This window comes from Sphingomonas sp. (genome assembly GCF_035910975.1).
GTDB lineage: Bacteria > Pseudomonadota > Alphaproteobacteria > Sphingomonadales > Sphingomonadaceae > Sphingomonas.
The window spans coordinates 17,924-30,863 of the sequence record NZ_JAMHWM010000022.1 but is presented as its reverse complement, the minus strand read 5'-3'; the positions used below and the strand labels follow the sequence as shown (position 1 = coordinate 30,863).

The 12,940-nt window shown below is 69.4% G+C and carries 13 protein-coding genes; 5 read left to right on the top strand and 8 right to left on the bottom strand.

Annotated elements, in window-relative coordinates:
• Positions 1-14 precede the first annotated feature (14 nt).
• From VYI76_RS04335 to VYI76_RS04315, 5 genes are all read right to left on the bottom strand, one after another.
• Positions 15-209 carry a DNA gyrase inhibitor YacG gene (locus VYI76_RS04335; protein WP_326523549.1) on the bottom strand — a complete coding sequence of 65 codons (195 nt, stop codon included), beginning with the start codon at positions 207-209 and terminating at the stop codon, positions 15-17.
• Positions 187-1,185, bottom strand: coding sequence for a ribonuclease (locus tag VYI76_RS04330; RefSeq protein WP_326523548.1), 999 nt, complete (start codon positions 1,183-1,185; stop codon positions 187-189). The genes VYI76_RS04335 and VYI76_RS04330 overlap by 23 nt, the downstream gene beginning before the upstream one ends.
• 8 nt (positions 1,186-1,193) lie before the next feature.
• Positions 1,194-1,772, bottom strand: a complete 579-nt coding sequence (locus VYI76_RS04325) for a Maf family protein (RefSeq protein ID WP_326523576.1) — start codon at positions 1,770-1,772, stop codon at positions 1,194-1,196.
• Between the two features lie 26 nt (positions 1,773-1,798).
• On the bottom strand, positions 1,799-2,044 hold the full coding sequence (gene infA / locus VYI76_RS04320; RefSeq protein ID WP_026325702.1) for a translation initiation factor IF-1: 246 nt from the start codon (positions 2,042-2,044) through the stop codon (positions 1,799-1,801).
• A gap of 70 nt (positions 2,045-2,114) precedes the next feature.
• Positions 2,115-3,209 carry a GNAT family N-acetyltransferase gene (locus tag VYI76_RS04315; protein WP_326523547.1) on the bottom strand — a complete coding sequence of 365 codons (1,095 nt, stop codon included), beginning with the start codon at positions 3,207-3,209 and terminating at the stop codon, positions 2,115-2,117.
• An 83-nt stretch (positions 3,210-3,292) separates the two neighbouring features.
• Between VYI76_RS04315 and VYI76_RS04310 the strand changes: the two genes are divergently transcribed.
• Complete coding sequence (locus VYI76_RS04310; protein WP_326523546.1) at positions 3,293-3,757, top strand: DUF2721 domain-containing protein; 465 nt, start codon at positions 3,293-3,295, stop codon at positions 3,755-3,757.
• Between the two features lie 49 nt (positions 3,758-3,806).
• Here VYI76_RS04310 and VYI76_RS04305 read toward each other — a convergent pair whose 3' ends face one another.
• A complete protein-coding gene (locus VYI76_RS04305; RefSeq protein WP_326523545.1) occupies positions 3,807-5,003 on the bottom strand; it encodes an NAD(P)/FAD-dependent oxidoreductase in 1,197 nt (398 codons plus the stop codon).
• A gap of 56 nt (positions 5,004-5,059) precedes the next feature.
• Here VYI76_RS04305 and VYI76_RS04300 point away from each other — a divergent pair, with 56 nt between their 5' ends.
• From VYI76_RS04300 to VYI76_RS04285, 4 genes are read left to right on the top strand one after another with little or no spacing between them, the layout of a single operon-like run.
• A complete protein-coding gene (locus tag VYI76_RS04300) occupies positions 5,060-5,995 on the top strand; it encodes a bifunctional riboflavin kinase/FAD synthetase (RefSeq protein ID WP_326523544.1) in 936 nt (311 codons plus the stop codon).
• A gap of 51 nt (positions 5,996-6,046) precedes the next feature.
• Entirely contained in the window at positions 6,047-9,007 is a 2,961-nt protein-coding gene (ileS, locus tag VYI76_RS04295; RefSeq protein ID WP_326523543.1) for an isoleucine--tRNA ligase, read from the top strand.
• 7 nt (positions 9,008-9,014) lie between these two features.
• Positions 9,015-9,527: a signal peptidase II gene (lspA, locus tag VYI76_RS04290; protein ID WP_326523542.1), complete on the top strand. Its 513-nt coding sequence runs from the start codon at positions 9,015-9,017 to the stop codon at positions 9,525-9,527.
• Positions 9,520-9,939: a DUF3035 domain-containing protein gene (locus VYI76_RS04285; protein ID WP_326523541.1), complete on the top strand. Its 420-nt coding sequence runs from the start codon at positions 9,520-9,522 to the stop codon at positions 9,937-9,939. The genes lspA and VYI76_RS04285 overlap by 8 nt, the downstream gene beginning before the upstream one ends.
• A 249-nt stretch (positions 9,940-10,188) precedes the next feature.
• Here VYI76_RS04285 and VYI76_RS04280 read toward each other — a convergent pair whose 3' ends face one another.
• Both VYI76_RS04280 and dld read right to left on the bottom strand, forming a co-directional pair.
• Positions 10,189-11,211: an NAD-dependent epimerase/dehydratase family protein gene (locus VYI76_RS04280; protein WP_326523540.1), complete on the bottom strand. Its 1,023-nt coding sequence runs from the start codon at positions 11,209-11,211 to the stop codon at positions 10,189-10,191.
• An 18-nt stretch (positions 11,212-11,229) separates the two neighbouring features.
• Positions 11,230-12,918: a D-lactate dehydrogenase gene (gene dld, locus VYI76_RS04275; RefSeq protein WP_326523539.1), complete on the bottom strand. Its 1,689-nt coding sequence runs from the start codon at positions 12,916-12,918 to the stop codon at positions 11,230-11,232.
• Positions 12,919-12,940 lie beyond the last annotated feature (22 nt).

Here is a 12,940-nt window from a genome sequence, read left to right as displayed (position 1 = left end):
ACGGAAGCGCGGCCTTAGTCGCGCTCTTCGCGACTGTCCAGCCCCGGATCGACCATCGGGCCGGCGGGCGGCCCCGGAATCCGGTAGCCGTCGCCCAGCCATTGCAGCAGGTCGCGATCGCGGCAGCCGCGCCCGCAGAACGGGGCGTGCTCCGGCGCGGGCGGCGCGCCGCAGATCGGGCAGAGGTTACGCGTGGCGGGCCTGGACATGGCCGCCGGATATGGCGAGGCTCGGCTCCGCCCGCAAGACGACCGGAGTGCCGATGCGCCGCGCGAGCTCGGCGAGCCATTCGGGACGCGATTCGATCGCGGCGATGACGGACGGATGGGCCGAGATCGCGCGCTCTCCGGCGCCGGGGGTGCGTTCGGCACGGCGCAGCAGCGCGCGGGCGTGGGCGAGCGCGCCGTCCATCGCGTAGATTTCGGGCAGGGAGCGGCGGCGGCGCGGGCGGACGATCTGGACGAAGCCGAAGCCGTTGACGGCGGTACGCTCGAACGGCTGGGGCAGCGCGGCGTCGATCGCCTCGGCGGCGGCGGCGCGCGCGGCCTTGTCCCCGCCGGGCAGGTCGATGCCGATCGACCCGCCGATATCGAGACGGCGGATCGCCTGCGCCGCAGCGCGGGTTCCGGCGACGGCCAGCGCGGAGGGCGCGGCCGTGCCGTCGATATCGATCAGGGTCATCGCGGGCGTCAGATGGAGCGACAGCGCGCCGTCGGGAAAGCTGACCGCGCCGGTCGCGGCCTCGTCGAGCAGTTCGGACCAGCCGGCCGCCTCGAGTCGATCGGGGTCGGCAGGGCGCAGGATATGCGCCGCCCGCACATCGATGCCGCTCGCGGCGAGCGACTCTTCGGGGTCGGCCGGGGCGAGCGGAGCGGACGGGGCCGCCGGTCTGGCGCGCGCGCGCTTGGGCTTGCCCGGTTCGGGGATTGCGGGCCGGGTGATCTCGATCCGGCAGGTCGCGCCCTGGGTGACCCCGGCGGGCAGCGGCGACACGATCGCTTCGCCCCCGTCCCAGGCGACGATCCCCTGCCCCCGCTCCGGCATCCGCGCGACGAGGCGGGCGGTGACGACCTGTCCGGCGACCAGTTCGCCATCGGGCAGGATGCGCGCTTCGAGGATGCGGTCGCCATCGATCAGGGCAGCCCGAAGCTCGCCGATACCGCGCTCGAAGATCCAGTCAGGCATCTGGCCAGTCAGGCAAGCGTCAAACCGCTCGCGATCAGCAGCGCGCGCGTTTCGAACAGCGGCAGGCCGACGACCGCCGAATGGCTACCCGACAGGAAGCGGACGAACGCCTCCGCGCGGCCCTGGATGGCATAGCCGCCGGCCTTGCCCATTCCCTCGCCGCTTGCGACATACCAGTCGACCTCGGCCGCGCTCAGCCGCTTGAAGGCAACGACGGTCGCGGCGTGGCGCACCCTCGCGCGGCCGGCGGCGTCGATCGCGCAGACGCCCGACACGCAGCGGTGCCGCCGGCCCGAGAGCAAGCCGAGCATGCGGCGCAGGTCGGCCTCGTCGGCGGGCTTTTCCAGGATGCGTGCGCCGACGGCCACCGTGGTGTCGCCGGCCAGAACGACCTCGCCAGGCGCACGATCGACCGCGCGCGCCTTCGCCTCCGCCAGCCGCGTGACATAGGCGGTCGGCGATTCGCCCTTCAGCGGCGTCTCGTCGATGTCGGGGGCGGCGAGTCGCGCCGGGACCACGCCGATGCGCGCGAGCAGTTCGAGCCGGCGCGGCGAGGTGGAGGCGAGGACGAGGCTCGGCGTGGCGATCGGGAGGATGCCTGTCGCGGGCGCGGTTATTGCGGGCCGGGGCCGCCGCGGCCCGGCATGAAGCGATAGGTGATGCGCCCCTTCGTCAGGTCATAGGGCGTCAGCTCGACCAGCACTTCGTCGCCGACCAGCACGCGGATGCGGTTCTTGCGCATCTTGCCGGCGGTGTGGCCCAGAATCTCGTGATCGTTCTCCAGCCGGACGCGGAACATCGCGTTCGGCAGCAGCTCGACCACCTGGCCGCGCATCTCGAGCAGTTCTTCCTTGGCCAAACAAAACCTCTTTGGGACAAAATCGGGTGGCGCCCCTTACTCCCGTGAGGGGGAAAAGGGAAGTGTGTCGCTAGGCGGGGTTGCCGCTGCGTGCCCATGCGCCGCGCAGCAATCGTCCGGCGAGCGCGGGCAGGCCGGGCCGCAGCAGCAGCCAGTCGCGCAATGCCGGGCCGGGCGTCGCGCCCAGAGTCTGTTTGTAGCCGCTGTCGCCCGCGCCCCAATCGACCCGCTCGATCCCGTGCCCGGCCGCCTCCGGCAGGGTGCGATAGGCGAGCAGCCGGCCGGGCGACTGCTGGGCGAAGCGCGGATCGTAGCTGTTGGCGACGGCATAGCGCGTCGGCCCGGCATCGATATCGAAGGCGAAGGCAGCGGGTGTATCGCCGACCGTCAGCAGGCTGGCGCGCATCATCCCGGCCACCACCGGATCCTCCGCCGCCGCACGCCAGAACCGGCCGTGGCCGTCATCGGTGAACTTTGCGTCGCGCCCGTCGGTGCGCGACGCGATCCAGCTCGCCCGCTCGATCCCGGCGAGCGTCGCGATCAGCGCGTCGTCCCAGCCGGCGCCCGTCACGCTGCGCCAGACGAGCGCGCCTTCCTGCGCGAGCTGCTTTTCGAAATAGCGGTTCTTCTTGAGCGTCGATGGACGTGGCCATTGCCCCCCGGCCCGTATCGCGGCGAAATCAAGTATCCAGCTGTCGGCGATATGGCGGTCGAGCACCGCCCAACCGGCGGCGCGCGCCGCCGCCAGCAGCGACTCGGCCGCCGGATCGCCATCGGGGACAGGGCCGATGCGCAGGCCGCGCGCGATGCGGGCGAGTTCGTCGAGCGCGGTCGCGAACAGCCGCCCCGGCGCCGCCTCGCGCACGGGAAAGCCTCGGAACGGCCAGTAGCAGCCGGGCACCTGCACCAGGCCCAGCGCGCCGGGCCCGATGCCCGTGAACGGCAGCGCCAGCCACGGATCGCCCCCGCTCGACACGATGATCGTCCGCGCGTCGCCGCCATAAGCTCGGATCGCGGCGGCATACCAGCCATGCCGCAGGAAGCGGTGCGAGGGTGCCGCGCGTTCCGCCACCGCATCGATCGCCGTCGCCAGCCCCTCGACCGTCTGCGCGGCGCAGGCGGGGGGCAGGCGCGCGAAATCGGCGAGCGGCATCGGCTTGGTCATTTCGCCCTGCCTCTACGCCTCCAGATGTTACCAACAGGTGTGGGCCGTTGCCGCCACGCGCGACCGACCATAGGATGGCGCCGATGATAAGCTTTGCCCCCGGCCTCAACACCGTCGCCGTGACGATCCAGACCGCGATCGCGCCCGTGTTCCTGCTCGCGGGGATCGGCGCGATCCTGAACGTGCTGGCGGGCCGGCTGTCGCGGATCATCGACCGCACCCGAGCGCTGGAGGCGCTGCACCCGCGATCGACCGGCCCGGAACATGATCGCCACGTGTGGGAACTGCGCATCCTCGACCGGCGGATCAGCCTGACCAACGCCGCGATCAGCCTGTGCGTGGCCAGTGCCGTCGCGGTATGCGTGGTCGTCGCGCTGTTGTTCGTCGCGCGGATCGTCGACCTGCGCATCGGCTATGCGGTGGCGATCCTGTTCATCGTCGCGATGGCGATGCTGACGACCGGGCTGCTGCTGTTCCTTCTCGAGGTGCGGGTGTCGCTGAAGGCGATCCACGTCCGCGCCGACCTGCTCGAACACCAGCGCAAGTGACCCCCGCCGCCGAATGCTGCCGGCGGGGGTCGCGGGCGTGTCGGGGCCGCTATTCGAACCGATAGGGATCGAACGCCGCCGCCAGCGGATCTGGCGTGCCGGCGAATTCCGCGGCGAACAGTTCGGCCGCCAGCGCCGCGAAGCTGACGCCGTTGCCGCCGAAGCCGCTGGCGAGCCACAGCCCCTCGTGATTGCGCGCGCGGCCGATCGCGGGCAGGCCGTCGGGCGACGCGCCGAAGGTCGCCGCCCAGCGGCGGTCGATGCGCAGGTCATCAACACCGATCATCCGCGCCAGCTTCGCCGCGATCGTCCCCGCCTTCTCGCCGATCCGGCGGTCGCGGGCGGTTTCGGGCGTCGCGAGATCCTCGTCCTCGCCGCCGGCGATGATCCGCCCGTCGGCATCGGTGCGGCAATAGAGATAGGGATCGGACGCCTCCCACAGCATCGCATCCTCGCGCCAGCACGGCGCCGCGCCCGGCGCGGTGGCGATGGCGTAGCTCGACAGCAGCGAGAAGGCCTGCGGCAGGAAGGCGCGGGCACGCTCGTACCCGCCGGCCAGGATGATGCGATCCGCCGCCAGACGCCCCTGGTCCGTCACGATCGCCCGTCCGTCGAGCCGCAGCGCATCGACCGGCCAGCACAGCCGCGCGCCGTTGCTCCGCGCCCGCGCGAGCAATCCGCAGGTGAGCGTGACCGGATCGACCGCATAGCCGCCGTCCGACACCAGCGCCGCGCGCGGGGCGATGCCGAATCGGTCGGCGACCACGCGGGCATCGAGGAACTCGCTGGGCAGGCCGGCACGCCGTCGCGCCTGCCCTTCCGCGCGCAGGCCTTCCGCGTCGAGCAGGTCGCCGGCGAGATAGACGGTCGGCGCGCGCGGCACAGCGCGATCAACCGACGCCACCTTCGGATGCAGCCGCTGCACCGCGTCGTACACCCGCCGCCAGCTCGCGCCTGCCTGATCCACCCCGACCGTCCGGGCGAGGTGGGTGAGCGGCACGTCCATCTCCCACATCACCAGCGCGGTGGAGGCGGCGGTGCTGCCAGCGGCGGGCGGACGGCGATCGACCAGCACGACATCATGGCCCGTGCGCGACAGCCTGTCCGCCAGCATCGCGCCCATGATCCCGGCGCCGACGATCGCGATTTCGGCGCGGTCGGGCAAAGGATCGGCGGGCGGCGGCGCGGCGTGGCCGGCCCATACCGGCGTGCCGGTGCGGAGATCATGGCGTTCGGTCAGGTCCATCGCCCGCGCCAACGCATGATTGCGCAGTTCGGGCGCAGCCAGCTAAGGCGCCGATCATGGTTCGGCTGAGCGGCGAGACCCGGATTCCCGATGCCCTGCGCGGCGCGATCGTCGCGCTGGGCAATTTCGACGGCTTTCACCTGGGCCATCAGGCGGTGGTCGGCGCGGCCGTGGCGCGCGCGCGCGCCGAAGGACGGCCGGCGCTGGTCGCCACCTTCGATCCGCATCCGGTGCGCCATTTCAAGCCGGACGCAGCCCCGTTCCGCCTGACCACGCTCGACCAGCGCGAGCGACTGTTCGCCGATGCCGGGGCGGACGCGATGCTGGTGTTTGCGTTCGACGCCGTGCTGGCGCGCCTCGACGCGCGCGCCTTCGTTCAGGAACGGCTCCTCGATCTGACCGGCGCGGCGGGGGTGGTGACCGGTGAGGATTTCACCTTCGGCCACAAGCGCAGCGGCGACATCGGCGTGCTGCGCGCGCTGGGCGACGAACTGGGCTTCGCAGTCGAGACCGTCGGGCCGGTCGCCGCAGGGGGCGAGGCGGTGTCGTCGAGCCGCATCCGCGAGGCGCTGCAAGCCGGGCGCCCGCGCGACGCCGCGCGGCTGCTGACCCGGCCGTTCGCGATCGAGGGCGTGGTGCAGGGCGGCGCGAAGCTGGGCCGGACGATCGGCTATCCCACCGCGAACATCGCCATGGGCAATTACCTCCGCCCCGCCTACGGCATCTACGCGGTACGCGCGCGCCTGCCCGACGGGCGGATGGTGAACGGCGCGGCCAACCTGGGCATCCGCCCCAGCTTCACCCCGCCGGTGGAGTTGCTGGAGGCCTATCTGTTCGATTTTTCGGACGACCTGTACGGCCAGACGATCGAGGTGGAACTGATCGAATACCTCCGTCCCGAGGCGAAGTTCGACGATCTGGACGCGCTCAAGGCGCAGATGGCGCGCGATTGCGACGCGGCGCGGGCGGTGCTCCGACCACCGTTATTCTGAACTTGTTTCAGCATGACGGCGTAGGATTGGCGCGCTAAGGGCGCGGAACCTATGACCGACGCCCCCGAAACCCCGCGCGACTGGCGCGACACCGTCTTCCTGCCGAAGACCGATTTCCCCATGAAGGCCGGGCTCGCCGCCAAGGAACCGGCGATCCTCGACCGCTGGGCGCGGATCGGGCTTTACGACCGGCTGCGCGAGCAGCGGCAGGGCCGCGAGCGCTTCATCCTCCACGACGGCCCGCCCTACGCCAACGGCGACATCCACATGGGCCATGCGATGAACAAGATCCTGAAGGATCTGGTGGTCCGCTCGCAGAGCTTGCTGGGCAAGGACGCGCCTTACGTTCCGGGCTGGGATTGCCACGGCCTGCCGATCGAATGGAAGATCGAGGAAGCGTATCGCGCGAAGAAGCGGAACAAGGACGAGGTGCCGGCGCAGGAGTTCCGCGCCGAATGCCGCGCCTATGCCGCCAAATGGGTCGATGTGCAGCGCGAGCAGTTCAAGCGGCTGGGCGTGCAGGGCGACTGGGACGACCCGTATCTGACGATGAAGTTCGAGGCCGAGGCGACGATCGTCGGCGAGCTGCTGAAGTTCGCCGAGAGCGGCCAGCTCTATCGCGGCGCCAAGCCGGTGATGTGGTCCCCGGTCGAAAAGACCGCGCTGGCCGAGGCCGAGGTCGAATATGAGGACGTCGTCTCGACCCAGATCGACGTCGCGTTCGAGATCGTCGAGGCGCCGAACGCGCCCGAACTGGTCGGCGCGCATGCGGTGATCTGGACGACGACGCCGTGGACGATCCCGGTGAACCAGGCGCTCGCGTATGGGGAGGAGATTGAGTACGTTGCAGTCGATTACATCAACACCGGCTTAGCGGCCGCAAATTCAGCACTTGGCGAGGTCAGGTACTTTGGTCCGGACAACGAATACCGCCTGATAATCGCCGAGCAGTTGATCGGTGAGTTCGAAAAGCGGCTGGGCCCGGGATGGCAGCGATCCAACATTGCATGGCGTGGTAAAGGGTCGCAACTCGAAGGAGCCAAGGCTCTACATCCGATGCATGGGCTAGGTGGATTTTTTGGCCGCGAGAGGCCCCGCCCGTTCCTGCCCGGCGATTTCGTGACTACCGACGCCGGTACCGGCCTCGTCCACATGGCGCCCGATCACGGCGAGGACGATTTCGCGCTGTGCAAGGCGCATGGCATCGACCCCGTCTTTGCGGTCGAAGACGATGGTTACTATCGCGCTGATTGGGCGTGGCTTCCCCGTACAGAGGAGCGTTCAAAGAGCGTCATCAACGACAAGTTCACGGCACCAGACGGTCCGATTTGTTCGGATTTGAAGGATGCGGGGGCGTTGTTGGCGGCCTCCGACTTCCCGCACAGCTATCCCAAGAGCTGGCGGTCGAAGGCCAAGATCATCTTCCGCTGCACGCCGCAGTGGTTCATCCCGATGGACAAGCCAAAGCCCTCTCCCCTTCAGGGGAGAGGGTTGGGAGAGGGGTACATCGCCCCGATCGACGCGCTCGGCGGTGTCGGGCTCCCCCTCTCCCCGGCCCTCTCCCCTGAAGGGGAGAGGGAGTTCGGCAATGGCCCGACGCTGCGCGAACTCGCGCTCGACGCGATCGAGCGGACGCGCTGGGTGCCGGGCCGCAGCCAGAACCGTATCCGATCGATGGTCGAGGGGCGGCCCGACTGGGTCATCAGCCGCCAGCGCGCCTGGGGCGTGCCGATCGCGCTCTATGTACACCGCCAGACCGGCGAATATCTGAACGACGCGGGCGTCAACGCGCGCATCGTCGAGGCCTTCCGGCACGGCGGCGCCGACGCCTGGTTCGGGGCGGACCATCAGGCGCTGCTCGGGCCGGACCATGCGCTTGCCGATTACGAGCCGCAGAACGACATCCTCGACGTGTGGTTCGACAGCGGATCGACGCACAGCTTCGTGATCGAGGCGCGCTATGGCGAGGGCGTCCGCGCCGACCTGTACGTCGAAGGCTCCGACCAGCATCGCGGCTGGTTCCAGTCGTCGCTGCTCGAATCGTGCGGCACGCGCGGGCGGGCGCCGTACGACGCGGTGCTGACCCACGGCTTCGCGCTCGACGGCAACGGGCGCAAGATGTCGAAATCGCTGGGCAACGTCGTCGATCCGCTGAAGGTGATTGGCGAATCGGGTGCTGACATCCTGCGCCTGTGGGTCGCGCAGACCGACTATTTCGACGACGTGCGCGTCGGCAAGGAGGTGCTGGCCGGCACCGGCGACACGTATCGCAAGCTGCGCAACACCTTCCGCTACATGCTCGGCGCGCTCGACGGCTTCGACGAGGCGGAGAAGCTGCCGGTCGCCCAGATGCCCGAGCTGGAGCAATATATCCTGCACCGGCTGGGCACGCTCGACGTCGAGCTGAAGGCGGCGGTCGAAGGCTTCGAATTCAACCGCTACACCCGCGCGCTGACCGATTTCGCGCAGGACGATCTGTCGGCGTTCTTCTTCGATATCCGCAAGGATTCGCTCTACTGCGACGCGCCCGACAGCACGAAGCGCCGCGCGTACCGCACCGTGCTCGACGTGCTGTTCCACGCGCTGGTCCGCTACGCCGCCCCGATCCTCGCCTTCACCGCCGAGGAAGTGTGGCAGGCACGCTTCCCCAGCGAGGACGGATCGGTCCATTTCCTCGAATGGCCCGAACTGCCCGCCATGCCCGGCGACGATGCGGTGTCGACCAACTGGGCCGATGTGCGCGAGCTGCGCCGGCAGGTCACCGAGGCTATCGAGCCCTATCGCCGCGAGAAGACGATCCGTTCGTCTAACGAAGCGGCGGTGACGGTGCCCGCATTGCCGCTCGATGCCGCGACGCTGGCCGAGGTGTTCATCGTCGCGAAGGTCGATCAGGCCGACGATATCGCCGTCACCCGCACCGATTACGACAAGTGCGGCCGCTGCTGGCGTCACCTGCCGGAGGTTGCGGAAGGCGGCGGCTTGTGCGACCGCTGCGCCTCCGTCGTCGCCTGAGATCGCAATGCGTAACCCCCGCCTGACCGGCTTCATCCTCGCCGTCGCCATCTTCCTCGTCGACCAGCTCGTGAAGGCCTGGGTGACGGGGCCGATGGAAATCCGCGCAATCGGCGACGTGCGCGAGGTGCTGCCCTTCTTCGACCTGCGCTTCGTGCCCAACATCGGCATCTCGCTCGGACTGCTGCCCGCCGAAGGGCCGGCAATGCGCTGGGCGCTCGTCGCGCTGACCGCCGCGATCGCCGCCGGGGTGGGCGTGTGGATGTGGCGCGAAACGGTGAAGGGCGACCTGATCGCGCTGGCGATGGTGCTGGGCGGCGCGCTCGGCAACATCGTCGATCGGGTGCGGTTCGGCTATGTCGTGGACTATGCCGATCTGCATTTCGGCGAATGGCGCCCCTTTTTGGTCTTCAATGTCGCCGACGCCGCGATTACCATCGGCGTCGTGATCCTGCTCGTCCGCTCGCTGTTCGCCAGCCGCGCCGACAAGCCGGCCCCTCGGGAGAAAGTCGATGCGTAAGGTTGTTCTGGTCGCCACGGTGGCGGCATTCGCGCTGGCGGGTTGCGGCCGTTCCGGTTTCGATCGCGCCCGCCCGGATGAATTCGCGACCGCGCGCCAGGCGCCGCTGGTCATCCCGCCCGATTATTCGCTGAACCCGCCGCAGCCGGGCGCCGCGCGTCCGCAAGATACGGGTCCTTCGCAGCAGGCGCTGGAGGCGTTGTTCGGCGGCCCGGCCCCGCGCAGCCAGACCGAGACGAGCGCGCTCTCCGCCGCCGGCCGGGACCTCGCCAATGCCGGGGTGCGCTCCGCCGCCGGCGATCCCGCGACCGTGGTGGTGGACAAGGGCTCGGTCACCCGCGACATCGTCGCCGCGCCGCAAGGCGACGGCCAGGCCGCGCGGGTGAGCGTGGGCTCGGGCGGCGGCAACTAGCGCCGATCGACGCTCAGGTCATTTCGCGGCCCCAGGCTTCGCGGGCGAGAGCCAGTCCGGGCGGCACTGGGGAGCGGCTGACGAGGCCGATTTATGCCGGTCGCACAATGGTGCCGGCATCGGGATCGGCCCATACCGCTGGCTATCGGCTATGCAACGGTCGCGACCGAGTCGCCGTGACGGGGATTTGTCCCGGTCGTGGGCTTCGTGCTGTTGTCGCTCGTCAGGCAGGAGCGTCGCTGAACGGCTTCATCCCAGCCGGTTGAGAGCGCTTTCCTCGGCCGCCAGATATTCCGCCCAGGTCCAGTCCGCGAAGCGCTCGACCGGCGATGCCGCGCCGGCATTTTGATCGTCGAGCAGCCAGGCGGCGGTTTCACGAAGCGGGCGGAACGTCATTCCCGCATGCAGCGCGCGGCCGCTGTCGACTCTCATCACTCCGGCAAATCCACCCGGGAGTTCCGACCAGAATAGCTGGGGCCGCCAGATCGGATGGGCGACTGCCTCCGCAAGGCTGGCGGGATCGGCCCACACCAGGTCCGGCCCAGCCGGCGGGGCATCGGCCATCCCCGTGATGAAATGCGCCAGTTCCAGCGGCGCTTCCGGGCCGACGACGTTGAAACGCCCGGTCAGGTCCGCTTCGATGCACCGGATGGTCCATTCCGCGAGATCGCGGACATCGACGAACTGGACCGGCGAGGCCGGATCACCCAGAGCAAGCGTCCTGCCCCCGCGCCGGACCCGTTCCGCCCAGAAGGCGAAGGCCGGCTGATGGTCGCCGCGACCGACGATGTAGCCCGGGCGCAATATCAGCGCGCGGCCGGGAAACGACTGCTCCGCCTCCACTTCGGCGACATGCTTGAGTGGCCCGTACAGCCCAGCGTTGGAATCGAGCGCGAAGGCATCTGACCCATTGTAGCGATGCAGCGCGGAGCCTTCGGTGACGACCCCGTCGATCGCGTCGAAATCATACACGGAGATCGTCGATATGAAACTATAGTGCCCCACCCTGGGGCCCAGCGCCTTGGCCAGCCGCTTCACCCACCGGGGCAGGCGCACGCCCAGGTCGATCGTCGCATCCCAGGCATCACCGTCGAGCGACGCGAAGTCACCCTCCCGGTCCCCGACGCGCACGTCTATGTCCGCGGGCACCCTGTGCCCGGAATTCCCCCGGTTGAAGAGTGTCACCTCGTGGCCGCGCGCCCGCGCGGCGCTCACGAAATACGGCCCGATATAACCGGTCCCGCCCAGGATGAGGATTCGCGCCCCTGTCATGCAAGCCTCCTGTCGCCTTCATTCCCATCCGGCGCGCCGGGAGGTCTGCCCGATTCCGGGGTTGAACATGTTGCGGGGGTCGAGCCGGCGGTAGAAAGCGGCCAGCGCCGGCTTGGCCGGATAGAGATGGCCGACATTGTGCTCCGCCGGATATTCGGCGCCCCGCGCATCGAGCGCATCGAGCAGGGCGTGCTCGATCGCGGCCGGATCGCCCCCGCTACGGATCACATAGTCCTGATGGAACACGTGGCAGAAAAAATGCCCGTAATAGAGCGCGTGCGAAACCTGGCCCGCGACCGCGTCGGGCAGGCGCTCCACCCAGTCGCGCTCGCTGGGGCGCAGCGCCACGTCGAGCGACACGATATCCTGCACCTCACGACGATGGACCAGTCGATACCGCACGGCCGCGCCCGCCACGGCGAAACGGTGGAGAAAAGCGGCCTCCGCCTCCTCGCTCGAACATTCGAAGACGTTGCCGCTTTGCGACGGGAAGGTCGCGGCGAGCAGCGCGCGCGCCTCGGCGATGCCGCCGCCGGACATCTTTAGAATGAGGTGATGCTCATAGGCGTCCCTGTACTGTCGCAACCGGGCCGGCAGATGTTCGGGCAGGCGTGACGCGAGCCATTGCAGCATCAGGTCGCTGCCGCCGGCTCCGCGACCGCCGCATGCCGTGATCGCACGGTCGATCCAGCCCTTGACCCGGTAGAGCTGTGGAAGGCGCGCGGTGCCCAGGTGGCGGATCGCAAGATAGCTGTCCTTGCCGTAGCGCGCGGCGATGTCGAACGCGGTGCGGTGGATATATTCGCCAGACACGGGGAGTTCGACGAAGTCCGACAGTATCCGGCGCCGCAGACCCTCCAGTTCCCCGGGATCGTTGCTGCCGATGTAGAAGGTGCAGGCCGCATCCTCCAGCGGGAAGGTGTCGAGCCGCACCGCGAATACCACGACCTTGCCGGCGCTGCCCGACGCATCGAAATGGCATTCGGGATCGGCGTTGAACCGCGCGGGGCGGTCAGCGTCCACGTCGCGGACCCGGGCCGGGTAATGGCTGGCTGACGCGCGCCCGGCGTCGGCTCGTATCTGCCGCGGATCGAACGCGCCGCGCTCCACCGCGCGCAGCATGTCCTCCGCATCGCCGGGCAGATCGATGCCCAGGTTGTTGACGAGCGCCAGATCGCCGCTCGCATCGAGCCGGGCGAACAGCGCCAGCTCGGTATAGGCAGGCCCGCGCCGCACCAGCGCGCCGCCGCTGTTGTTGCACACCCCGCCCACCACCGACGCCCCGATGCACGACGATCCGATCACCGAATGCGGTTCGCGCTCCAGGGGGCGCAATCGGGCTTCGAGCTGGTGAAGCGTCGATCCCGGCAGGCAGACGACCTGCCGGCCCTCGTCGATCGGGTGGACGGCGTCGATCGCCATCGGGCTGATGATGACGACCTCGCGGTCGTAGTCCTCGCCCCAGGGCGTCGATCCGCCGGTCAGCCCGGTATTCGCAGCCTGCAGGATGACGATGCGGTCCGCCTTCACGCACAATTGCAGCACGCGCCACATCTCGACGAGGCCCGCGGGGCGGACGACCGCCGCGACCCGACCCGCGCCGAAGCGAAAACCGGATGTGTACGGGCGCGTCGCGCGGTCGCCCGTCAATACCTGTCGACGACCGGCAACGCGCGTCAGTTCACTGAGGAATTCGGCGCTCTTCATCCTGCCTTCCGCTTGGCGGGTT

Excerpts from the sequence above, each read along its gene's own strand:
- VYI76_RS04335 (WP_326523549.1), bottom strand. The coding sequence starts at position 209 with ATGTCCAGGCCCGCCACGCGTAACCTCTGCCCGATCTGCGGCGCGCCG.
- VYI76_RS04330 (WP_326523548.1), bottom strand. The coding sequence starts at position 1,185 with ATGCCTGACTGGATCTTCGAGCGCGGTATCGGCGAGCTTCGGGCTGCC.
- VYI76_RS04315 (WP_326523547.1), bottom strand. The coding sequence starts at position 3,209 with ATGACCAAGCCGATGCCGCTCGCCGATTTCGCGCGCCTGCCCCCCGCC.
- VYI76_RS04310 (WP_326523546.1), top strand. The coding sequence starts at position 3,293 with ATGATAAGCTTTGCCCCCGGCCTCAACACCGTCGCCGTGACGATCCAG.
- VYI76_RS04305 (WP_326523545.1), bottom strand. The coding sequence starts at position 5,003 with ATGGACCTGACCGAACGCCATGATCTCCGCACCGGCACGCCGGTATGG.
- VYI76_RS04300 (WP_326523544.1), top strand. The coding sequence starts at position 5,060 with ATGGTTCGGCTGAGCGGCGAGACCCGGATTCCCGATGCCCTGCGCGGC.
- ileS (WP_326523543.1), top strand. The coding sequence starts at position 6,047 with ATGACCGACGCCCCCGAAACCCCGCGCGACTGGCGCGACACCGTCTTC.
- lspA (WP_326523542.1), top strand. The coding sequence starts at position 9,015 with ATGCGTAACCCCCGCCTGACCGGCTTCATCCTCGCCGTCGCCATCTTC.
- VYI76_RS04285 (WP_326523541.1), top strand. The coding sequence starts at position 9,520 with ATGCGTAAGGTTGTTCTGGTCGCCACGGTGGCGGCATTCGCGCTGGCG.
- VYI76_RS04280 (WP_326523540.1), bottom strand. The coding sequence starts at position 11,211 with ATGACAGGGGCGCGAATCCTCATCCTGGGCGGGACCGGTTATATCGGG.
- dld (WP_326523539.1), bottom strand. The coding sequence starts at position 12,918 with ATGAAGAGCGCCGAATTCCTCAGTGAACTGACGCGCGTTGCCGGTCGT.